The following is a 20,639-nucleotide window of genomic DNA, read 5'->3' on the forward strand; positions in this document are numbered from 1 at the left end:
CCGCCCTATATCCTTGTCTTGCGACAGTTGACCTTTGCCCGGTCATGGGTCCATCATCCGTCGATGGACAAGGAAGAGGGTGCGTTTCTCACGATCAGCGAGCTTGCAGGGGAACTCGGCCTTCCCCAGCATATCCTGCGCTATTGGGAAACCCGTTTCCCGCAACTCCGTCCGCTCCAGCGATCGGGGAACCGCCGCTATTACCGGCCTGCGGACGTGGCGCTGGTTCGCCGCATCAACCAGCTTCTGAATGTCGAGGGCTTCACCGTGCGCGGCGCGCAGAAGGCGTTGTCGGACGGCCCGGCCGTCTCGGAGAGAAAGGACGCCTCGACCGATCTGCTGTCCCGCCTGCGGTCGGTGCGCTCGATGCTCGCCCGCGCCATCGGCGAAGCGGAATCATAGCGTCCAGGCGTAGATCAGGTCGCGGAACGGCACCGCGCCGACCATGAAGGTCATCTCGCCGATCTGCGCGAAGCCATGCCGGGCATAGAAGCGGCGCGCGCGTTCGTTCTCCGGATAGACGGCCAGAAGCAATCGCTTCGCCTGCCGTGCTTTCGCCTCGGCCGTCACCAGCTCCATCAGCCGGTCGCCGTTGCCGCCCCCCTGCCATCCCGGCAACAGGTAGATGCGCTTCAACTCCACATCGTCCCCGTCGGTCGGCACGGGCAGGTCGGGCGGCGTGATGAGCGCATAGCCGACCGCGGCGCCGAGCGGCGTCTCGCCGATCAGCACCGTCTGTTCGGGATCGGCCAGCGCGGCCCGATAATAGGCCTCGCCATGGGCGTGCCGGATATGGTCGATCAGCGCATCGCCCGGATGGTCATGCGCGAAGCTGGCCAGGAAGGTCGCCCCGCCCAGAACAGAGAGCGCGGGGGCATCCTCCGGCACGGCGCGGCGCCATGCGATCGGCGTCATTCAGCGCGTGCCCGGCCCGAGCGCCGCGTCCAGGTCGCGCGGCCGCACGAAGGTCTCCAGCGTCCCAATCCCTTCCTCCACATCCGCCCAATGGGCAACGGACAGGTCCAGCACGGCGATGCTGGCGGTGGGGAACTTGACCTCCACATCCTCGCGCAGCGGGTTGGGGCCGTCGGGCACCAGCGCCAGCACCAGCTCTTCCAGCCCCGGATTATGCCCCGCCATCAGGACCGCGTCCGCCTGATCCGGCAGGTCGCGTATCACGTCCAGCAGGGTCGGGACGGAGGCGAGATAAATGCGCCGGTCCCAATGCGGCTCCAGCGGCGCGCCATAGCCCTCGAGGAAGGTCTCCAGCGTCTGCACCACGCGCACGGCCGGGGAAGCGACCAGCCGGTCGAACTGCATCCCCTGCTTCCGGGCGAATTGTCCCATCAGGCGCGCGGCCTTTTCCCCCCGGCGGTTGAGTGGCCGGTCAAAGTCGCGCGCAACCGGATCATCCCAGTCGGACTTCGCATGGCGCAACAGGGTCAGTCGCTTCATTCCCGCTCCAGGTCCGCATTGCCGGATTCGCTTCCCTGATGCCCTAACGGCAGGACGCCGCCAAGGCTATCGCGATGTGCCTGCGCGCTGACGGTGATGATAGCCTCGTCCAGGGTCAGACGGCGGATGGGCGTGCCGGGCGGGAAAGCGCTCAGCAGCCGGCTTGGCATCGCAGCGGACAGGATGACGAAGCAGCCCCGGTCCTCCGTGCGGCGGATCAGTCTGCCGAACGCCTGCGCCAGCCGCGCCCGGATCAGCCGGTCATCATAGGCGTTGCCGCCGCCCGCCAGCTTGCGCGCCGCGTGCAGCACGGTGGGCTTGGACCAGGGCACGCCCTCCATCACCACCAGGCGCAGCGAATGGCCGGGCACGTCGACCCCGTCACGCAAGGCGTCCGTCCCCAGCAGCGAGGATCGCGGATCGTCGCGGAAGATATCGACCAGCGTGCCGGTGTCGATCGGGTCGACATGCTGGGCATAGAGCGGCAGGCCCGACCGGGCGAGCCGGTCGGCGATTCGGGCATGGACGGCGCGCAGCCGCCTGATCGCGGTGAACAGGCCCAGCGTGCCTCCGCCCGCCGCCTCGATCAGCCGGGCATAGGCCCCCGACAGGGCGGCGATGTCGCCGCGCTTGATGTCGGTGACGATCAGCACCTCGGCCCGGCCGGGATAGTCGAAGGGGCTCGCCGCCTCGAAGCGTTCCGCGCCGCGCGGCAGGTGAACGGCGCCGCTGCGCTTCTCGGCATTGTCCCACTCGCCGCCGCCGCGCAGGGTGGCCGACGTTACCAGCACGCCCTGCGCCGGCGCCAGGACCGTCTGCGCCAGCGGCCGGGTCGGGTCGAGCCAGTGGCGATGGATGCCGATGTCGAACTCACGTCCCTCGATCCGGTCGACCGCCAGCCAGTCGACGAAGTCGGGATCGGCCGGTCCCCCGATCCGGGCCAGCAGGCCGAGCCAGGCAGACAGCAGGTCGCGCCGCCAGCTGAGCGAGACCACCGCGCCTTCGATCCGCGCGCGCGCCGCGCCATCCAGCCAGTCCGGCGCGTCCTCGATCACCGCTTCCAGCCGCCCCGAGAGGCGGGACAGCGGCCGCAACAGCGCATCGAGCGCCAGCGCTGCTTCCTGTGCGGCCTCCACCAGCGTCCCATCCGGCTCGGCCAGCTCGGTCTCCAGCCCATAACCCGCATCCGCCTCGCCAGTATCAGCGGCGCGCGCATAGACGGTGCCGCGCACGGCGGCGAGCAACTCCTCCAGCGGCCCGAAGGGCTCGCCCGCAACGATCCGCTTCAGCCATTCGTCGGCCGGCAGCGCTCGCGCCGCTTCCGACGCGGCGCGGATCGCATTGCCGCCTTCCTCGTCATAGCTGGCAAGGTCGGACAGGCGCGCCGCGAGCCCGCGTCGCCGCCCGCGCGATCCCCCCTCGGGCCCGATGATCCAGCGGCGCAGCTCGATCGCCTCCTGCCCCGACAATGCGACGGAGAAAGTGGAATCGGCGGCGTCGAACAGGTGGTGTCCCTCGTCGAACACGATCCGCTGCGGCCGCTGCCCCGTTTCCCGCCCGCGCGCGGCGTTGATCATCACCAGCGCATGGTTGGCGATCACGATGTCGGCATCGGCCGAGGCGCGCGCCGCCCGCTCGATGAAGCATTTGCGATAATGCGGGCAGCCCGCATAGATGCACTCGCCGCGCCGGTCGGTCAGCGCGGTGGACCCGTTGCGCCGGAACAGAGTCGGCAGCCAGCCGGGCAGGTCGCCGCCCACCATGTCGCCATCCTTGGAATAGGCGGCCCAGCGCGCCACCAGCTGCGCCAGGATCGCCGCGCGGCCGGAAAAGCCGCCCTGTAGCGCATCCTCCAGATTGAGCAGGCAGAGGTAATTCTCCCGCCCCTTGCGCACCACGACGCGCTTTGCCGCCGTCGCTGGATCGGGGAAGAGGCGCAGGCTTTCGCGGTCCAACTGCCGTTGCAGCGCCTTGGTATAGGTGGAGATCCAAACCGTCCCCTGCGCCTGGGCCGCCCAGAGCGAGGCCGGCGCAAGATAGCCCAGCGTCTTGCCGATGCCGGTGCCCGCCTCGGCCAGCAGCATGTTGGGCTGGTCGCGATGGCGGCGCGGCCGGAACACGTCGATCGCGGCGGCGGCATAGGCGCGCTGTCCCGGTCGCGTCTCCGCGGTCGTGCCGGTCAGCCGGTCGAGCTGGGCAAGGACCGCATCGCCCTCCATCGCGATGGTGCGCGGCGCGGGGCGCGGGGCCGCCTCGTCCCATTCCGGCAGGCGGGAAAACAGCCATCGCTCTGCCTCGCGCGGCTTGGCGATGCGGGGCGCGACCAGCGGCGCCCAGGGCCAGCGCAGCCGGTGGAGCGATTGCGCGGCGGTCCAGCCGCCCTCGCGCTCCGCCCAGTCGGCCGCGCCCAGCCGGTCCAGCAAGACTGCCGTCGCCTGTTGAAGCAGCGCGGGAATGTCGGCCTCGTCGATCGGCGGCGCCAGGTCCAGCGCCTGCGCCAGCCCCTTGGCCGTCGGCACCAGAAAGCGGGCCGGATGCACGAAGGCCCATAATTCCAGCAGGTCGAGCCCATTCAGCTCCGGATAGCCGAGCCGCTGCCCGGCCAGCGGGGCGTTGAGCAGCAGCACGGGCGTTTCCGCAGCGCGCGCGATCGCCTGTCCCTTCGCCAAAGCGCGGGTCTGCCCGTCGTCGCGCAACCACAGGCCGCCATAGCTGGCGTGAAGCGCGGGCAGGTCGGCGGGATCGATCACCGCTCCGACTTAGGCGAGCCGGAACAAAAGGAAAACTTAAAATCCCCGCCAGGCGCGAAGTTTCAGCTGATCCGCCGTCCGAAGCCGCCGGCCGGCAGGGAGTGGAAGGTCCGCGACTGGAACGCCATGGGCGCTCGCCGCGCCGCGCGGGCAATTTCCAGGCGCTCGAACAGCGGGCCTTCGCTGAGTTCATAGGGGAAGCGGATGCCCATGCGGTCATGCTCCGACCAGCGGACGATGCCGAACACGCTGTAGCCCTCGAGGTCGATCTGGCACTGGCTCTTGGGGGGCAGGGAACAGCCCACCACCTGCGCGCCGCCTTCGCTGAGGTCGATGATCGTACCTTCCAGGCTGTCGAGCACCGTGGTGACCACGATCGGTATATCGACGGCGGTGCGTTCGTGGCTGCGCTGAATCGTCATGGGGCCTCCAGGGCCGGCTATCTCACACTCAGGGTAAACGAAGTCCTAAAGTCGATCCGGATCTTGATGCAGATTTACCGTGAAGAGCGTTCCCTTTCGGCCTTTCCGTCGCTACTGGCATGGCACCATGACTGAAGCCGACATTCTCCGCACCGCTGCCCTCGCGTCCAAGGCCTGGCCCTATGAGGAGGCCCGCAAGCTGCTCAAGCGCTATCCGCAGGGCGCACCGGAAAAGGGCTATGTGCTGTTCGAAACCGGCTACGGCCCGTCGGGCCTGCCGCATATCGGCACCTTCAACGAAGTGCTGCGCACGACCATGGTCCGCAACGCCTGGCATGCCTTGTCGGACGTGCCGACCCGCCTCATCGCCTTCAGCGACGACATGGACGGGCTGCGCAAGGTGCCCGACAATGTGCCCAACCAGGCAATGCTGGCGGAATATCTGGGCAAGCCGCTGACGCAGGTGCCCGATCCTTTCGAAAAATATGAAAGCTTCGCGCATCACAACAATGCGATGCTGCGGGAATTCCTCGACCGTTTCGGATTCGATTATGAATTCGTCTCGGCGACCGAGCGCTACCGGGCGGGTGCTTTCGACGAAGCGCTGCGGCAGGTGCTGCGCCGCTACCAGGCGATCATGGAGATCATGCTGCCGACCCTGCGCAAGGAGCGGCAGGCGACCTATTCGCCGGTGCTGCCGATCAGCCCGAAGAGCGGCATCGTGCTCCAGGTACCGGTCGAGGTGGTCGACGCCGAAGCCGGCCTCGTCCGCTTCGAGGACGAAGGGGAGGTGGTCGAGCAGTCGATCCTGTCGGGCGGTGCCAAGCTGCAGTGGAAGGTCGACTGGGCGATGCGCTGGTACGCGCTGGGCGTCGACTATGAGATGGCGGGCAAGGATCTGATCGATTCGGTCACCCAGTCGTCGAAGATCTGCCGTGCATTGGGCGGGCGCCCGCCCGAGGGGTTCAACTACGAGATGTTCCTCGACGAAAAGGGCGAGAAGATCTCCAAGTCGAAGGGCAACGGCCTCAGCCTGGAGCAGTGGCTGACCTATGGGCCTCAGGAAAGCCTCGCCTTCTACGCCTATCGCGAGCCCAAGAAGGCAAAGCAGCTGCACATGGGCGTCATTCCCCGTGCGGTGGACGAATATTGGCAGTTCCGCGCCAATTACCCGAAGCAGCCGATCGAGCAGCAGCTGGGCAACCCTGTCCATCATATCCATGACGGAAAGCTGCCGCAGGGGGAGCTGCCCGTCACTTTCGGCCTACTGCTCAACCTCGTCGGCGTGATGGGCGACGCGACCCGCGAGCAGGTGTGGGGCTATCTCCAGAACTATGTCCCCGGCGCCAGCGCGGAGAGCTATCCGGAACTGGACGCCCTGATTGGCCACGCGCTCGCCTATCACCGGGACTTCGTCGCGCCGACGCTCCAGCGCCGTGCACCCGAAGCGAACGAGGCGGCGGCGCTGCGCAGGCTGGATACGGAACTGGCGGCGCTGCCCGCCGGCGCGTCGGCCGAGGATATCCAGAACATCGTCTATGCGATCGGCAAGGACGAGGCGTTCGGTTTCGCGGAACTGCGCGACTGGTTCAAGGCGCTCTACCAGACCTTGCTTGGCGCAGACCAGGGGCCGCGCATGGGCAGCTTCATCGCGCTTTACGGCATCGGAAACAGCCGCAAGCTTATCGCCGAGGCGCTTGACGCCGCGCAAGGCTGAACCGCGGCCGAACGGAACATTCATGGGGGATAAACGTTTGGCCTTCGGTCCACCCCCTTTCGGACTGGTGATGCATGCTTGTGTGTCATCGGCCGCGCGCGCCCGGAGACGGGCGGCGCGGCCACGAGGGTGCACTTCACCTTCGGCTCCCGTCCCGAACTTTGACAGTTGCGTGTGGTAGCGTTACCACCCCTCCAAGCATAATCTGGTAGGAGCGGAGAGGCATGGCAGGGCAAATCACGCGGCTGCGCTGGTGGATCATCGCGCTGGTCATGCTGGGCACGATCATCAACTATCTGACGCGCAGCACGCTCTCCGTCGCGGCGCCGACGCTGATGACCCAGCTCGACATCTCCACCCAGGAATATAGCTACATCACGGGTGCCTTCCAGATCGGCATCATGCTCCAGCCGGTCGCGGGCTATCTGCTGGACGTCATCGGACTGAAGCTGGGCTTCGCGATCTTCGCGAGCTGCTGGGGCGTCATCACCATGGCGCACGGCCTTGCGACCGGGTGGGTCAGCCTGGCGGGACTGCGCGGCCTGCTCGGCTTCGCGGAGGGCACGGCGCATCCGGGCGGGCTCAAGGTCGTGGCGGAATGGTTCCCGGCGAAGGAAAGAGGCCTCGCCGGCGGCATCTACAATATCGGCGCGTCCTTCGGCTCGATGCTGGCGCCCCCGCTCGTCGTCTGGGCGATCCTCTTCTACAATTGGCGCGTCGCCTTTCTGCTGACCGGCGCGCTGGCGCTCGTCTGGGTCGTGCTGTGGCTGCTCTTCTACCAGTCGCCCCGCCAGCACCGGCGGATCAGCGCGGAGGAACGCGACTACATCATCCAGGGACAGGAAGATCATCTGGCGGCGAGCGGCGAAAAGCCCTCGATCCTCCAGCTTCTGCGCAACCGCAATTTCTGGGGCATCGCCCTCCCGCGCTTCCTGGCCGATCCCACCTGGGGCACGCTGACCTTCTGGTTGCCGCTCTATCTCAGCACCGCGCGCGGCTTTGATCTGACGCAGATCGCGCTCTTCGCCTGGCTGCCCTTCGTCGCGGCGGACCTCGGCTGCCTGTTCGGTCCCATGGTCGCGCTCTGGCTGCAGCGTCGGGGCGTGCCGCTGATCGACGCGCGCCGTTGGGCGTTCACGCTGGGCGCGGTGCTGATGACCAGCATGTTCTTCGTCGGCGGCGTCGCCAGCCCCTATGCCGCGATCGCGCTGCTGTGCCTGGGCGGCTTCGCGCACCAGACGCTGTCGGTGACCGTCATCACCATGGCGTCCGACCTGTTCCGCAAGAACGAGGTCGGCACGGTCGCGGGCATGGCGGGCACCTTCGCCAATTTCGGCGTGCTCGCCTTTTCACTGGCGATCGGCGCGCTGGTGACGACGGTCGGCTACGAGCCCTTCTTCATCGTGCTGGGCTTGCTCGACTTGGTCGGCGCCGCTCTGCTGTGGATTCTCGTCCGTTCCCCCGCATCCCAGGAAAGCGCTGCATGATCCGCAATCCCATCCTGCCCGGTTTCAATCCCGACCCGTCGATCCTGCGGGTCGGCGACGATTATTATATCGCCACATCGACCTTCGAATGGTTCCCCGGCGTGCAGATCTATCATTCGCGCGACCTGGTGAACTGGCGCCTGCTCACCCGCCCGCTGACCCGGCCGGATCAGCTCGACATGCGCGGGGATGGGGACAGCTGCGGCGTATGGGCGCCCTGCCTGACGCATGACGGCACGCTCTTCCATCTCATCTACACCGACGTGAAGCGCTATGGCCGCACCACGGTGGGCGGTGCCTCGGGCGCGTCGCTGCGCGACTTCCACAATTATCTCGTCACCGCGGAATCGATCGACGGGCCGTGGTCCGATCCCATCTATCTCAACAGCAGCGGCTTCGACCCCTCGCTCTTCCATGACGAGGACGGCCGCAAATATCTCGTCAACATGCTCTGGGACCATCGGCCCGGCCGCAACCGCTTCGCCGGTATCGTGCTGCAGGAATACAGCCCGGAACAGCGCCGGCTTGTCGGTGAACGCCGGAACATCTTCCCCGGCACCCCGCTCGGCCTTACCGAGGCGCCGCATCTCTACCAGCGGGATGGCTGGTACTATCTCCTGACGGCGGAAGGAGGCACAGGCTGGAACCACGCCGTCACCATGGCACGTTCGCGCTCCATCGATGGGCCATATGAGCTGCACCCGGATCGCTATATCCTCAGCAGCCGGACCCGCCCGGACGCGCCGCTCCAGCGCGCTGGCCACGCGGATCTGGTCCACGCGCAGGATGGCACGCCCTATCTTGCCTATCTCTGCGGCCGCCCGCTTCCCAATCGCGGGCGCTGTGTGATGGGCCGCGAGACCGCGCTCCAGCCGATGCGCTGGGGCGAGGACGGCTGGCTCTACACGCTGGCCGGTGACGGCATGCCGCTGGCGGAGGCGCCTGCCCCCGCATTGGCGCTGGCGTCCTTCGATCCCGCGCCGATCCGCGCTGACTTCGACGACGCGACCCTGCCGATCGACCTTCAGTGGCTGCGTTCGCCCTTCCCGGAGCGGCTCTTCTCGCTCACGGAGCGGCCCGGCCATCTGCGGCTCTTCGGCCGCGAGACGATCGGCAGCAGCTTCGAACAGTCGCTGGTCGCCCGCCGCCAGCAGGCCTTCTGCTATACCGCGCGGACGATGGTGGACTTCGATCCCCAGCATTTCCAGCAGGCGGCGGGCCTCGTCTGCTATTATAACGCGACGAAGTTCCACTATCTCCACATCAGCCATGATGAGGAGGCGGGCCGCCATGTGCGGGTCATGTCGGCGCTGCCCGACTCGCCGCAGGCCGACGCTTTCACCGCACCGGTGCCCGTACCCGCGGGCCCCGTCCAGCTGCGGGTCGACGTGGACTATGAGCGCCTCCGCTTTGCCTGGCGGATGACGGAAGGCGAGGCGTGGAACTGGCTGCCCGAGCAGTTCGACGCCAGCATCCTGTCCGACGAGGCAAGCGCGCCCGGCCTCCCCAACTTCACCGGCGCCTTCGTCGGCATCGCCTGCCAGGACATGGCGGGAACCGCGCGTCCGGCCGATTTCGACTGGTTCGACTATGAGGAACGGCCCTACCGCGCCCAGCCCGTCTAGGCGGCAAGGCAGAGCCCGGTGCTCCCCCGCCGGATGAGCGCATGGGGCAGCAGCAGGTGGAACTCCGGGTCGCCCATCTGCCTGCGGAAGCGCGGATCGGTCAGTATGTCCACGGCTGCCGCCGCCATTTCCGCCTTGGGCTGGCGGATCGTGGTGATCTGCGGCCAGGCCGCGCGAGACGATGCCGTGTCGTCGAAGCCGCTCACCGAAAGCTGTTCGGGCACGGCCAAACCGCATTTCATCGCGGTGATCAGCACACCCAGCGCCATGTCGTCATTGCTGGCGAAGATCGCCGTGGGCCGTTTCTTGAGGCTGAGCAGCCGCTCGCCCGCCTCCATGCCCGACCGGAAGGTGAAGTCCCCCCGCAGCACGGCGCGCTCGTCGACCGCCGCGCCCGCCGCCGCCATCGCGGCCCGAAAACCGGCCTCGCGCCGGGCGGAGGCGCTGTGGCTGACCGGTCCCTGCACGAAGGCGATGTGGCGATGGCCGAAGGCCAGCAGATGCTCGGTCATCTCCCGTGCCGCGCGCTCGTCGTCCATGCGCACCGTGCCGGACGTCATCGCCTCGACCGATGGCGCCATCAGTACATGGGGCAGCGCCGCGCCGACGAACAGATCCACCAGTGCGGGCTCGTCGCAGACCGGCGGGGCGATGATGGCGCCGTCCAGCTTCAGGCTGGAGATGCTGCCCCGGATCTGCTCGCGCCATTCGGGACGGCTCAGTTCGACCGGCTCGACAACCAGATGATAGCTCCGTGCCCGGCACCGCAGCAGCGCGCCATGCTGCACGTCGGCGGCATAGCCGGACACCGGATCGTCGATGAACAGGCCCAGCAGATAGGATCGGGAGCTGGACAGGCTCCGCGCGAAGGCGTTGGGGCGATAGTCGAGCTCGGCCACTGCGCGCTGCACCGCTTCGCGCACCTCGGCCCGGACATGGTCCTCGCCGTTGATGACCCGCGACACCGTCTTGGGCGAAACCCCGGCACGGGCGGCGACATCCTTGATCGTGACCACCTTCATGCCGCCTGCTCCTCCCCTGCGCAGCGATGGGCGAACCAGCCGACCAGCCCGTAGCAGGCTACCGGCAGCAGCAGCGCCGGCAGCAGGCCGGTCGCGTCGGCGGCAAACCCCGTCAGTACCGGAACGATCGCGCCGCCGACCACCGCCATGCACAGCCACATGGACGCGAGCGGCGCCTCCCGCGAATCGGAGGGCAGGGCGAGCGCATAGATCGTCGGATACATGATCGCATTGCACAGCCCGATCGCGATCATCGCGCCGGCGCCCGCCGCGCCCGGTAGCGCAATGGCTGCCAGCAGCAGCGCGACCGCGCCCAGCGCCGCGAGCAGCAGCAGCCGCGCGGCCCGGATCTGCCGCATGGCGAAGGCGCCCAGGAAGCGGCCGATCATCGCACCGCCCCAATAAAGGCTGACGATCTGGCCCGCCGCGACCGGTGTCGCGCCCAGCCGGTCGGGACGCATCAGCACGCTGGGCAGCAGGGCGCCGATCGTCACCTCCGCGCCGACATAGGCGAAGATCGCTGCCGTGCCCCAGCGCAGCCGCCGGTGCCGCATCACCGCGATCAGGGCCCCGGCTGCCTTCGGGCGCCGCTCGTCCCGCTCCGCCAGCAGGCCACGGCTCCGGGCATAGGCGATCGCCAGTCCCGCCGTCACCACAGCGGTGCCCAGGAAGGGCAGGGTGGCGGTGCCCGGCCGGGGCGCGGCGGAATCGATATCCGCCAGCAGCAGCGGGGCGCTCAGCAGCGGGCCGAGCAGCGTGCCCAGCGAATTGAACCCCTGGAGCAGGGTCAGCCGCCCCGCAGCGCCGCGCGACGGGCCGATCACGGTGACCACGGTGTTGGATGCCATCTGCAGGAAGGTCTGGCCCGCCGACAGCAGCAGCAGCGCGCCCAGGATGAGCGCGAGCGACAAGCTGTGCTGGGCCAGCGCCAGCGACAGGCATCCCAAGGTCATGATCGCCAGCCCCAGTGCGATCGAGCGCATATAGCCCGATGCCACGATCAGCCCCGTGATCGGCAGTGCGAACAGCAGATAGCTGGCGTGGAAGGCGAGCTGGACCAGCAGCGCCTCCGCATAGTCGAGCGCCAGCATCAGCTTCAGCCGGGGAACCAGCAGGCTGACCGAGGATGTCAGGAATCCGCCGATGAAGAACACGCCGATCGACAGCCGGAAGAGGCTGCGCGCGATCCTGTCGTCAGGGGATTTCGGCGAGGAAGTCGTAGCGTCCGCCATCAGGGCTGTCATCTTCCACGCATCCTATCCTGCTTCCTCCCAGGCGAGAAGCCCCTTGCTGCGCTGGCCCGCGCACTTCTGACAACGATGTCAGAATCTCTATTGACATCGATGTCATGCTCTGGTCTAGCCGCGCCATAAGCAATTTCTTGTTTCAGGGAGTGAGAGGATGACCAGGTACGGGCTCATCGCGAGCACGGCGCTTGCGACCGCCATCTGCATGACCGCGCCGGCGCTGGCGCAGGATGCCGCCGCGCCGCAGGCCGCACAGCCGACGGACAATGGGGGCGACATCATCGTCACCGCGACCCGCCGCGAAACCACCCTTCAATCGACCCCGATCGCCGTTTCCGCCTTCGGCCAGGCGCAGCTGGACCGCCAGCAGGTGAAGGACGTTACCGACCTCGCCCGCTTCGTCCCCTCGCTGCAGTTCAACCAGCAGGGCGACCAGTCGGCCGTGCTGCTGACCCTGCGCGGCATCGGCAACGACAGCGCCTATACCGAAGTCGCCGACCCGGAAGTCGCGATCTATGTCGACGGCATCTACTCGCCGCGTTCGCAGGGCGCGTCGGTGCTGATGTACGACATGGAGCGCGTCGAGGTGCTGCGCGGCCCGCAGGGCACGCTGTTCGGCCGCAACGCGACCGTCGGCGCGCTCAGCCTGATCTCGGCCAAGCCCAAGCTCGGCGTGTTCGAGGGCAATGTGGAGGTCGTCGCGGGCAATTACGATCGCCTGGGCGTGCGCGGCGCGATCAACATCCCCGTCACCGACACGCTGGCCTTCCGCGTCGCCTTCGTCACGGACCGGCATGACGGCTATGCCGACTTCCAGCCGGCGCCCGACGTTCCCGGCATCAACCGCTCGGCCTTCGTCACCACGGGCAAGAAATATTATGCCGCCGACCAGCAGTCGGGCCGCGTCTCCATGCTGTGGAAGCCGAGCGACCGCTTCAGCTGGAACCTGTCTGCCGAGGGCTTCCTGGACAATGGCGCGCCGGTCATCGGCCTGCTCCAGACGCCGCGCGCCGGCACCAAGCGCTGGTCGACGCTCAGCGACACCGCGCCCGATACCGACCGCTACTCGGTCGCCGTGCGCAGCGCGATGAACTATGACATCACCGACGGCATCCAGCTGAGCTACATCGCCGGCTGGTCGCGCATCGGCGGATCGACCCAGACCGACGCGGACGCGGGCGCGCTGCCGCCGACGGGTCAGGTCGACGCGGACGGCAACGACCTGCCGCTCGGCGCCTTCGGCGAGAATCGCACCCTGTCCTCGCGCTACGACTTCCAGAGCCACGAGATCCAGTTGAAGTCGACCGGCGAGCAGGCGATCGACTGGATTCTGGGCGCCTATTACAGCCACGAAAAAAACCGCATCCGCTTCGACATCGACCAGCGCAACGGCTATCGCGACGGCACCTTCAGCTGGGCGGGCAGCTTCATTCAGGCGAACCGCCAGATCGACAGCCGCGCCGTGTTCGGCCAGGCCGTCTGGCACGTCAACGATGCGATCCGCGTGACCGGCGGCCTGCGCTACACCTCCGACAAGAAGGAGGATATCGGCGGCCGCAACGTGACCTTCTCGGGCTGCCCCGCGACCCTGCCGGCCGACGCCTGCCAGGGCGGCATCTTCGGCGCCTATCCCGGCGCCACGGCGGAGGAGCTGGTGGCGCTGCTGCCCGGCTTCTCGATCTCGAACAACGACGTCAAGGGCAAGTGGGACAAGGTCACCTATCTCGGCCGCGTCGACGCCGACCTGGCGGAAGACGTGCTGGGCTATGCCAGCATTTCGACCGGCTTCAAGTCGGGCAATATCCAGGACAATGCCGGCCTGACCGATCCGGAAACGCTGACCAACTATGAGGTCGGCCTCAAGAGCCGCTTCCTCGACCGCCGCGTGACGCTGAACCTCGCCGCCTATTACAGCGACTTCAAGGGCTATCAGGTCAACCAGGCCGTCACCTTCCGCGATGCGGCGGGCAATGTCGTGCGCAGCCAGATCGTCACCCAGAATGCCGACGGCGCCAAGGCTTACGGCTTGGAGGCGGAACTGACCGCGAACATCACCGACGCCGACCGGCTGCAATTCTCCGGCACGCTGCAGAAGACCAAGCTCGACGATCTGGAAAGCGTCGACGGCCGTCTCTATGACGGTGGCAAGGCCTCCTCGATCGTGCAGCTCAAGGGCAACGAACTGGCGCATGCGCCGCGCTTCTCCGCCACGGCCAGCTACGAGCATGATTTCGAGATGGCGAGCGGCGCCATGATCACGCCGCGCTTCACTACCCATTATGAAACGAAGAGCTGGCTCAGCTACTTCAACGGTGACGCCAATCCGTTCGTGAACGCCAACAATCCCGCCGACAACATGCCCAATCGCGGCACCAACGGCACGGACTGGGATCGGCAGAAGGCCTATTTCCGGTCGGACGCATCGATCCGCTTCGTGTCCGCGGACAAGAGCTATTCGGTCGAGGCCTTCGTCCAGAATATCGAGAACAGCAAGATCCGCACGGGCGCCGGGGCCTTCGGCGCGCCGCGCTACGAACCGGTGTTCCTGTCCAACCTTCAGCCGCCCCGCACCTGGGGTGTTCGCGCCCGCGCCAATTTCTAGGCGCGCGGGGCGAAGGGCATCCCCATGGCGACCGACAATCCCCCCTCCCTCGGTCGGATCGTCATTCTTGGCGGCGGCACAGCCGGATGGCTGGCCGCCGCCACTTTCTCCCGCGCGTGGAAGATGCCGCGGGTGACGCTGGTCGAATCCAGCGACATCGGCATCATCGGCGTGGGGGAGGGGACTTTCCCCACCATCCGCACGACCCTGGCGGGGCTGGGCGTTGCGGAGGCGGAATTCCTGTCGCGGGCCGACGCGACCTTCAAGCAGGGCGTGCTGTTCGACGGCTGGGCGACCGACGCGGACAGCTATTTCCATCCGTTCAACATGCCGGTCGGCGGCGAGGGCGAACCGCTGCTGCCGCACTGGATCGCCGCCGGCGAACAGCGGGCGAGCTGGGCCGACAGCGTCACCGTGCAGGAACGGGTGATCCGCGCCGGCCGCGCGCCCAAGCGGCCGCAGGACCCGGATTTCTCCGGCCCGATGAACTATGCCTATCATTTCGACGCCGCGCGCTTCGCCGACTATCTCCGCACGATTTCCGTCGCGGCGGGGGTGGAGCGGATCGAAGGCACCGTCGCCGAGGTCGAGCGCGCGCCGGACGGCGACATCGCCGCGCTGCTGCTGGCGGGCGGAAAGCGGGTCGAAGGCGACATCTTCCTCGATTGCTCGGGCTTTGGCGCGCTGCTCATCGGCCAGACGCTGGGCAGCTCCTTCACCGGCTGCGGCGATACGCTGTTCAACGACCGCGCGCTCGCCATGCAGGTGCCCTATGATCGGCCGGACGCGCCGATCCGCCCCTATACGCTGGCGACCGCGCATGAAGCCGGCTGGACCTGGGACATCGGCCTCAGCGAACGGCGCGGCATCGGCTATGTCTATTCCAGCCGCCACTGCTCCGACGAGGACGCCGAAGCGACGCTGCGCCGCTATGTCGGCCCGGCGGGCGACGCGCTGGCCGCGCGCCAGCTGCGCTTCCAGACCGGCTATCGTGAGCGCCAGTGGATCGGCAACTGCATCGCCGTCGGCCTTTCGGCGGGTTTCTTCGAGCCGCTGGAATCGACCGGCATCATGCTGATCGAGACCGCGCTGCGGATGATCGGCGACCTGCTCGTCCCCGGCACCCGCGCGACGCGGGAGGCGGCGGCACGGCGCTTCAACGACCTGATGCGCGCGCGCTTCGAACGCATCGTCCGCTTCCTCAAGCTTCATTACTGCATCACCCGCCGCACCGACACGGCCTATTGGCGCGACAATGCCGACCCGGCCTCCATTCCGGAGGACCTGCGTGACCTGCTGGCGCAGTGGCGGCACCGCCCGCCCTCGCGCTTCGACTTCACCGTCGACCTCGAAACCTTCCTGCCGCCCAGCTACCATTATATCCTCTACGGCATGGGCTTCCGGACCGAGCCAGCCAGACCCATGCCGGGCGCGGCCGAGGCGCGGGCCGCCTTCGCCCAGGTCGCCGCCGCTTCCCGCGCGGCCGTCGCCAACCTGCCCGATCACCGCACGCTGCTCCACCATTATCGGCGGCAGTCCGCTCCAACCCTCGCACAAGGTATCCGATGATCCGCAAAGCCCTGCTCGCCGTCCTCCTGACCGGTGCCGCCATGACCGCGCAGGCGCAGCCGCCCGTGCCCGCGACGGCGGCCGGCAGCAACCGTGCGCTGACCACCGAGGCGCGCGCGAAGGCGCTGGTCGCGGCGATGACGCTGGAGGAGAAGCTGGCGATCATCCATGGCTATTTCCCGCCCATGGCAAAGCCCGTGCCGCCGATCGCGATGATCCCGTCCGCCGGCCACATCCCCGGCATCCCGCGCCTCGGCATCCCCGCGCTGCGCGAAAGCGATGCGAGCCTGGGCGTCGCGAACCAGATCGAGCAGCGCAAGGGCGATACCGCCACGGCCCTGCCCGCCAGCCTGGCGACTGCCGCGACCTTCAACCCGCGCATCGCCTATGAAGGCGGCGCGATGATCGGCGCGGAGGCGCGCGCCAAGACCTTCAACATCCTGCTGGCGGGCAGCGTCAACCTGACGCGCGATCCGTGGGCGGGCCGCAATTTCGAATATCTGGGCGAAGACCCGCTGCTCGCCGGCGTGATGGCGGGCGAGCATATCCGCGGCGTCCAGAGCAACCACATCGTCTCCACCATCAAGCATTTCGCCCTCAACGCGCAGGAGACCGGCCGCACCGTGCTCGACGCGCGGATCGACCGGGGCGCGCTGCGCGAAAGCGACCTGCTCGCCTTCGAGATCGCGACGGAGATCGGCGATCCCGCCTCCGTCATGTGCGCCTATAACAAGGTGAACGGCGACTATGCCTGCGAGAACGCCTGGCTCCTCAATGACGTGCTCAAGCGGGACTGGGGCTATAAGGGCTGGGTGATGTCCGACTGGGGCGCCGTCCATTCGACCGAGAAGGCGGCGCTCGGCGGGCTCGACCAGGAATCGGGACAGGAACTGGACGATGCCGTCCATTTCGGCCAGCCTTTCGCGGATGCGCTGAAGGCCGGCCGCATCCCGACGGCGCGGCTCGACGACATGGTGACGCGCATCCTCCACGGCGTGATCGCGACGGGGCTGATGGATGATCCCGTGCCCGAAAGCCCCCTCCAGATCGACTATGCCGCCCATGCCGACGTGGCGCAGCGCGCGGCGGAAGAGGGCATCGTCCTCCTCAAGAATGAGGGTGACCTGCTCCCGCTTGCCAAGAGCGCGCGGCGCATCCTGCTCATCGGCGGCCATGCCGATGTCGGCGTGCTCTCGGGAGGCGGATCGTCGCAGGTCCGCTCGGTCGGCGGCGCGCCGGTCGAGATTCCGCTGACCAAGGGCGCCGCCGCCTCCTTCGCGCGGATGACCTGGCATGCCTCCTCGCCGATGAAGGCGATCCAGGCGCTCGTCCCGCAGGCGGAGGTCTCCTATCTCGATGGCAGCGATCCCAAGGCGGCGGCCGCAGCGGCGAAGAGCGCGGATATCGTCCTCGTCTTCGGCTGGCAGTGGCAGACCGAGGCGCAGGATCCCGACAGCATGCGCCTGCCGGACAATCAGGACGCGCTGATCGACGCGGTTGCGGCGGCGAACCGCAAGACCGTCGTCATCCTTGAAACTGGCGGCCCTATCGAAATGCCCTGGCTCGCGAAGGTGCCCGTGCTGGTCGAGGCCTGGTATCCCGGCCAGCGCGGCGGAGAGGCGATCGCGAACATCCTGTTCGGCGACGTCAATCCTTCGGGCCGCCTTCCCATCACCTTCCCGGAGCGCGCATCGCAAGCACCGCGCCCGGAGCCGGCGGGCCTCGCCGAACTGCACGCGGCAGAGGCCCGCCGGGACGCTGGCGACCAGACCAATTACGGCATGACCGGCGGCGTCGCCCCCTTCGCGGTCGATTATCCGGAAGGGGCGGAGGTCGGCTATCGCTGGTATGCGATGAAGGGTGCCGGGCCCCTGTTCCCCTTCGGCCACGGCCTCAGCTACACCCGCTTCGCCTATGCCAATCTCAAGGTGCAGGATGGCGCGGCTCTGACGGTCAGCTTCGACGTCACCAATGCGGGCCAGCGCACGGGCGCCGATGTGCCCCAGCTCTATGTCGAGGCGAAAAGTGGCGCGGGCGTCGCCGCCTGGCGCCTGGCGGGGTTCGACAAGCTGACCCTGTCGCCGGGCGAGACGCGGCGCGTGACGATGACCGTCGATCCGCGCCTCATCGCGCGCTTCGACGAGGCGGGGCGCCAGTGGCGGCTCGACGGCGGCCGCTACGCGCTCGCGGTCGGCCGCTTCGCGGGCGATGCCCTGCTGAAGGGTGCCGCTACGCTGACGCCCCAGACGCTCAAGCCCTGACCCGAGGACGCCCGATGACCGCCCTTTCCCGCATTTCGCTCTCCGCCCTCTGCATCGGCCTGCTCGCCGCGCCCCTCGCGGCCCAGCAGCCCTCGTCCACCGCGCGCCCGGACATCTGGCCGGCCGTGAAGGCGATGCCGCAGCGCGACCCTGCGATCGAAAGGCGGATCGACGTGTTGATGAAGGGCATGTCGCTGGAGGACAAGGTCGGCCAGCTGATCCAGGTCGATATCGGCTCGATCGAACCCGCCGACGTGCGCACCGCCAAGATCGGGTCGGTGCTGAACGGCGGCAATTCCGGCCCCTATGGCGACGAATATGCCTCGCCCGCCAAATGGCTGCGCCTGGCCGACGAATTCTACGACGCGTCCATGGCCCGCACGGACCAGGGACCGAAGATCCCGATCATCTGGGGCACCGACTCCGTCCACGGCAACAACAACATCGTCGGCGCGACGCTGTTTCCGCACAATATCGGCCTGGGCGCCGCGCGCGACCGCGACCTCATCCGCGAGATCGGGCGCGTCACCGCGCTTGAGACCGCGGCGGCGGGCCTTGACTGGACCTTCGCACCGACCCTCGCGGTGGTGCAGGATGACCGCTGGGGCCGCACCTATGAAAGCTATTCGGAAGAGCCGCAGGTCGCTGCCGACTATGCCGGCGCGATGATCGAAGGCGTGCAGGGCAAGGTCGGGACGAAGGAGTTCCTCGCCCCCAACCACCTGATCGCCACAACCAAGCATTTCCTGGGCGACGGCGGCACCGGCGGTCGCGACCAAGGCGATACGCGCGTGTCGGAAGAGGTGCTGCGCGACGTCCATCTGGGCGGCTATCCCGCCGCGATCGAGGCGGGCACCCAGTCGGTCATGGCCAGCTTCTCCAGCTGGAACGGCGAGAAGATGAGCGGCAACAAGTCGCTCCTCACCGGCGTGCTCAAGGAACGGATGGGCTTCGACGGCTTCGTCGTGGGCGACTGGAACAGCCACGGCCAGGTCAAGGGCTGCTCCAACGAGGATTGCCCACAGGCGATCAACGCCGGGCTCGACATGTTCATGTATTCCGGCCCCGGCTGGAAGCAGCTCTACGCCAATACGCTGCGCGAGGCGAAGGACGGCACCATCCCGATGGCGCGGCTCGACGATGCGGTGCGCCGCATCCTGCGGGTCAAGCTGCGGGCCGGCACCTTCGACCGGGGCCGCCCATCCACGCGGCCTTATGCGGGCAAGTTCGACGTGATCGGCTCCGCCGACCATCGCGCCGTCGCGCGCCGCGCCGTGCGGGAATCGCTGGTGCTGCTCAAGAATGAGGGCGTTCTGCCGCTCAAGCCCAATGCGAACATCCTGGTCGCGGGCGAGGCGGCCGACAGCATCAGCCAGCAGGCGGGCGGCTGGTCGATCACCTGGCAGGGCATCGACCTGCCCAATTCGGCCTTCCCCAACGCCCAGTCCATCTGGAAGGGGATTGAGGAGACGGTGAAGGCGGGCGGCGGCACCGCCAGCTATGCGCCCGACGGCCGCTTCACTACGAAGCCCGACGCCGCGATCGTCGTCTTCGGCGAGAAGCCCTATGCCGAATTCAAGGGCGACATCCCCAATCTGGAATACAGCCCCGGCGACAAGCGCGACCTGGAAATGCTGCGGCGCTTCCAGGCGGCGGGCGTGCCGGTGGTGGCCGTGTTCCTCTCGGGCCGTCCGCTCTGGGTCAATGCGGAACTCAACGCCTCCGACGCCTTCGTCGCCGCCTTCCTGCCGGGCAGCGAGGGCGGGGGCGTCGCCGACCTGCTCTTCGCGGGCGCCGATGGCAAGCCGCGCCACGACTTCCGGGGCCGGCTCAGCTTCTCCTGGCCCAAGCGCCCGGACCAATATGTGCTGAACCGCCGCGATCCGGGCTATGATCCGCTCTTCCCCTTCGGCTATGGCCTCAGCTACGCCCAGCCCGGCAAGGTCGGCCGCCTCGACGAAGCCCGCCCTGCCGGCATGGCGGAGGCGACGCCCGGCACCTTCTACGGCCGCGGCCAGACGCCGCCCGGCTGGGCGATCGAAGCGGAAGGCGTGCGCCAGTCGGGGGTGGACCGGCGCGCGCAGGAGGACAGCAGGCGGCTCACATGGGCGGGTGCCGGCAAGGTCGCCTTCGCCGCCCCGCGCCCCGTCGACCTCTCGCGTGAGAGCAATGGCGAGATCAGCCTGATCATCGAATATCGCGTCGACGCAAAGCCCTCAGGGACGGTGACCGCCGGCCTGCTGAGTGGCGACAAGGCGGCGGAGGTGCCGGTGACGAAGCTGCTCGCCGCCGCGAAGCCGGGGGAATGGACCCGCCTCGCCATCCCGCTGCAATGCTTCGCCGCGCGCGGCGCCGACATGCGGCAGGTCGCCGCGCCGCTGGTGCTGCGCTCCACCGGCGCGCTCGACCTTGCCGTCTCGGACGTGCGGCTGGACTATGTCAGCATGCCGATGGGCCAGTGCGGCGACCAATAATATGTCTG

The 20,639-nt window shown here is 68.1% G+C and carries 14 protein-coding genes; 8 read left to right on the forward strand and 6 right to left on the reverse strand.

Features of this window, described 5'->3' with window-relative positions:
* Positions 1 to 63: 63 nt before the first annotated feature.
* Entirely contained in the window at positions 64 to 402 is a 339-nt protein-coding gene (locus M529_RS32680) for a MerR family transcriptional regulator (protein ID WP_021317482.1), read from the forward strand.
* On the opposite strand, the gene M529_RS32685 is transcribed toward M529_RS32680, so the two are convergent.
* The 4 genes from M529_RS32685 to M529_RS32700 all read right to left on the reverse strand — a co-directional run bounded on the left by M529_RS32685 (position 397) and on the right by M529_RS32700 (position 4,627).
* A complete protein-coding gene (locus M529_RS32685; RefSeq protein ID WP_021317483.1) occupies positions 397 to 915 on the reverse strand; it encodes a GNAT family N-acetyltransferase in 519 nt (172 codons plus the stop codon). The genes M529_RS32680 and M529_RS32685 overlap by 6 nt on opposite strands.
* Positions 916 to 1,455: a SixA phosphatase family protein gene (locus M529_RS32690; protein WP_021317484.1), complete on the reverse strand. Its 540-nt coding sequence runs from the start codon at positions 1,453 to 1,455 to the stop codon at positions 916 to 918.
* Positions 1,452 to 4,205 carry an ATP-dependent DNA helicase gene (locus M529_RS32695; protein WP_021317485.1) on the reverse strand — a complete coding sequence of 918 codons (2,754 nt, stop codon included), beginning with the start codon at positions 4,203 to 4,205 and terminating at the stop codon, positions 1,452 to 1,454. The genes M529_RS32690 and M529_RS32695 overlap by 4 nt, the downstream gene beginning before the upstream one ends.
* Positions 4,206 to 4,267: 62 nt before the next feature.
* Entirely contained in the window at positions 4,268 to 4,627 is a 360-nt protein-coding gene (locus M529_RS32700) for a PilZ domain-containing protein (protein ID WP_021317486.1), read from the reverse strand.
* Positions 4,628 to 4,754: 127 nt separating this feature from the next.
* Between M529_RS32700 and M529_RS32705 the strand changes: the two genes are divergently transcribed.
* The 3 genes from M529_RS32705 (at position 4,755) to M529_RS32715 (ending at position 9,456) form a co-directional block, all read left to right on the forward strand.
* A complete protein-coding gene (locus tag M529_RS32705) occupies positions 4,755 to 6,344 on the forward strand; it encodes a lysine--tRNA ligase (RefSeq protein WP_021317487.1) in 1,590 nt (529 codons plus the stop codon).
* A gap of 224 nt (positions 6,345 to 6,568) precedes the next feature.
* The gene (locus M529_RS32710) at positions 6,569 to 7,831 is read left to right on the forward strand and encodes an MFS transporter (protein WP_021317488.1); all 1,263 of its coding nucleotides are present in this window, start codon (positions 6,569 to 6,571) and stop codon (positions 7,829 to 7,831) included.
* Entirely contained in the window at positions 7,828 to 9,456 is a 1,629-nt protein-coding gene (locus tag M529_RS32715) for a glycoside hydrolase family 43 protein (RefSeq protein WP_021317489.1), read from the forward strand. Before M529_RS32710 ends, M529_RS32715 begins: the two co-directional genes overlap by 4 nt.
* Here M529_RS32715 and M529_RS32720 read toward each other — a convergent pair.
* Together M529_RS32720 and M529_RS32725 are read right to left on the reverse strand one after the other, a co-directional pair.
* Positions 9,453 to 10,478 carry a LacI family DNA-binding transcriptional regulator gene (locus M529_RS32720; protein WP_021317490.1) on the reverse strand — a complete coding sequence of 342 codons (1,026 nt, stop codon included), beginning with the start codon at positions 10,476 to 10,478 and terminating at the stop codon, positions 9,453 to 9,455. The genes M529_RS32715 and M529_RS32720 overlap by 4 nt on opposite strands.
* Positions 10,475 to 11,722, reverse strand: a complete 1,248-nt coding sequence (locus M529_RS32725; RefSeq protein WP_021317491.1) for an MFS transporter — start codon at positions 11,720 to 11,722, stop codon at positions 10,475 to 10,477. The genes M529_RS32720 and M529_RS32725 overlap by 4 nt, the downstream gene beginning before the upstream one ends.
* A gap of 157 nt (positions 11,723 to 11,879) precedes the next feature.
* On the opposite strand from M529_RS32725, the gene M529_RS32730 reads away from it, so the two are divergent.
* The 4 genes from M529_RS32730 to M529_RS32745 are packed head-to-tail and all read left to right on the forward strand — an operon-like array spanning position 11,880 to position 20,631.
* Entirely contained in the window at positions 11,880 to 14,327 is a 2,448-nt protein-coding gene (locus M529_RS32730) for a TonB-dependent receptor (protein ID WP_021317492.1), read from the forward strand.
* A 24-nt stretch (positions 14,328 to 14,351) separates the two neighbouring features.
* Positions 14,352 to 15,896, forward strand: a complete 1,545-nt coding sequence (locus tag M529_RS32735; protein ID WP_021317493.1) for a tryptophan halogenase family protein — start codon at positions 14,352 to 14,354, stop codon at positions 15,894 to 15,896.
* Entirely contained in the window at positions 15,893 to 18,157 is a 2,265-nt protein-coding gene (locus M529_RS32740; protein WP_021317494.1) for a beta-glucosidase family protein, read from the forward strand. The genes M529_RS32735 and M529_RS32740 overlap by 4 nt, the downstream gene beginning before the upstream one ends.
* Positions 18,158 to 18,171: 14 nt before the next feature.
* A complete protein-coding gene (locus M529_RS32745) occupies positions 18,172 to 20,631 on the forward strand; it encodes a glycoside hydrolase family 3 protein (protein WP_021317495.1) in 2,460 nt (819 codons plus the stop codon).
* Positions 20,632 to 20,639: the final 8 nt, after the last annotated feature.

The organism is Sphingobium ummariense RL-3, assembly GCF_000447205.1.
GTDB lineage: Bacteria > Pseudomonadota > Alphaproteobacteria > Sphingomonadales > Sphingomonadaceae > Sphingobium > Sphingobium ummariense.

What these genes read in the sequence shown, in the direction of transcription:
- M529_RS32680 (WP_021317482.1), top strand. Translation starts at nt 64, where the DNA reads ATGGACAAGGAAGAGGGTGCGTTTCTCACGATCAGCGAGCTTGCAGGG.
- M529_RS32685 (WP_021317483.1), bottom strand. Translation starts at nt 915, where the DNA reads ATGACGCCGATCGCATGGCGCCGCGCCGTGCCGGAGGATGCCCCCGCG.
- M529_RS32690 (WP_021317484.1), bottom strand. Translation starts at nt 1,455, where the DNA reads ATGAAGCGACTGACCCTGTTGCGCCATGCGAAGTCCGACTGGGATGAT.
- M529_RS32700 (WP_021317486.1), bottom strand. Translation starts at nt 4,627, where the DNA reads ATGACGATTCAGCGCAGCCACGAACGCACCGCCGTCGATATACCGATC.
- M529_RS32705 (WP_021317487.1), top strand. Translation starts at nt 4,755, where the DNA reads ATGACTGAAGCCGACATTCTCCGCACCGCTGCCCTCGCGTCCAAGGCC.
- M529_RS32710 (WP_021317488.1), top strand. Translation starts at nt 6,569, where the DNA reads ATGGCAGGGCAAATCACGCGGCTGCGCTGGTGGATCATCGCGCTGGTC.
- M529_RS32715 (WP_021317489.1), top strand. Translation starts at nt 7,828, where the DNA reads ATGATCCGCAATCCCATCCTGCCCGGTTTCAATCCCGACCCGTCGATC.
- M529_RS32720 (WP_021317490.1), bottom strand. Translation starts at nt 10,478, where the DNA reads ATGAAGGTGGTCACGATCAAGGATGTCGCCGCCCGTGCCGGGGTTTCG.
- M529_RS32725 (WP_021317491.1), bottom strand. Translation starts at nt 11,722, where the DNA reads ATGACAGCCCTGATGGCGGACGCTACGACTTCCTCGCCGAAATCCCCT.
- M529_RS32730 (WP_021317492.1), top strand. Translation starts at nt 11,880, where the DNA reads ATGACCAGGTACGGGCTCATCGCGAGCACGGCGCTTGCGACCGCCATC.
- M529_RS32735 (WP_021317493.1), top strand. Translation starts at nt 14,352, where the DNA reads ATGGCGACCGACAATCCCCCCTCCCTCGGTCGGATCGTCATTCTTGGC.
- M529_RS32740 (WP_021317494.1), top strand. Translation starts at nt 15,893, where the DNA reads ATGATCCGCAAAGCCCTGCTCGCCGTCCTCCTGACCGGTGCCGCCATG.
- M529_RS32745 (WP_021317495.1), top strand. Translation starts at nt 18,172, where the DNA reads ATGACCGCCCTTTCCCGCATTTCGCTCTCCGCCCTCTGCATCGGCCTG.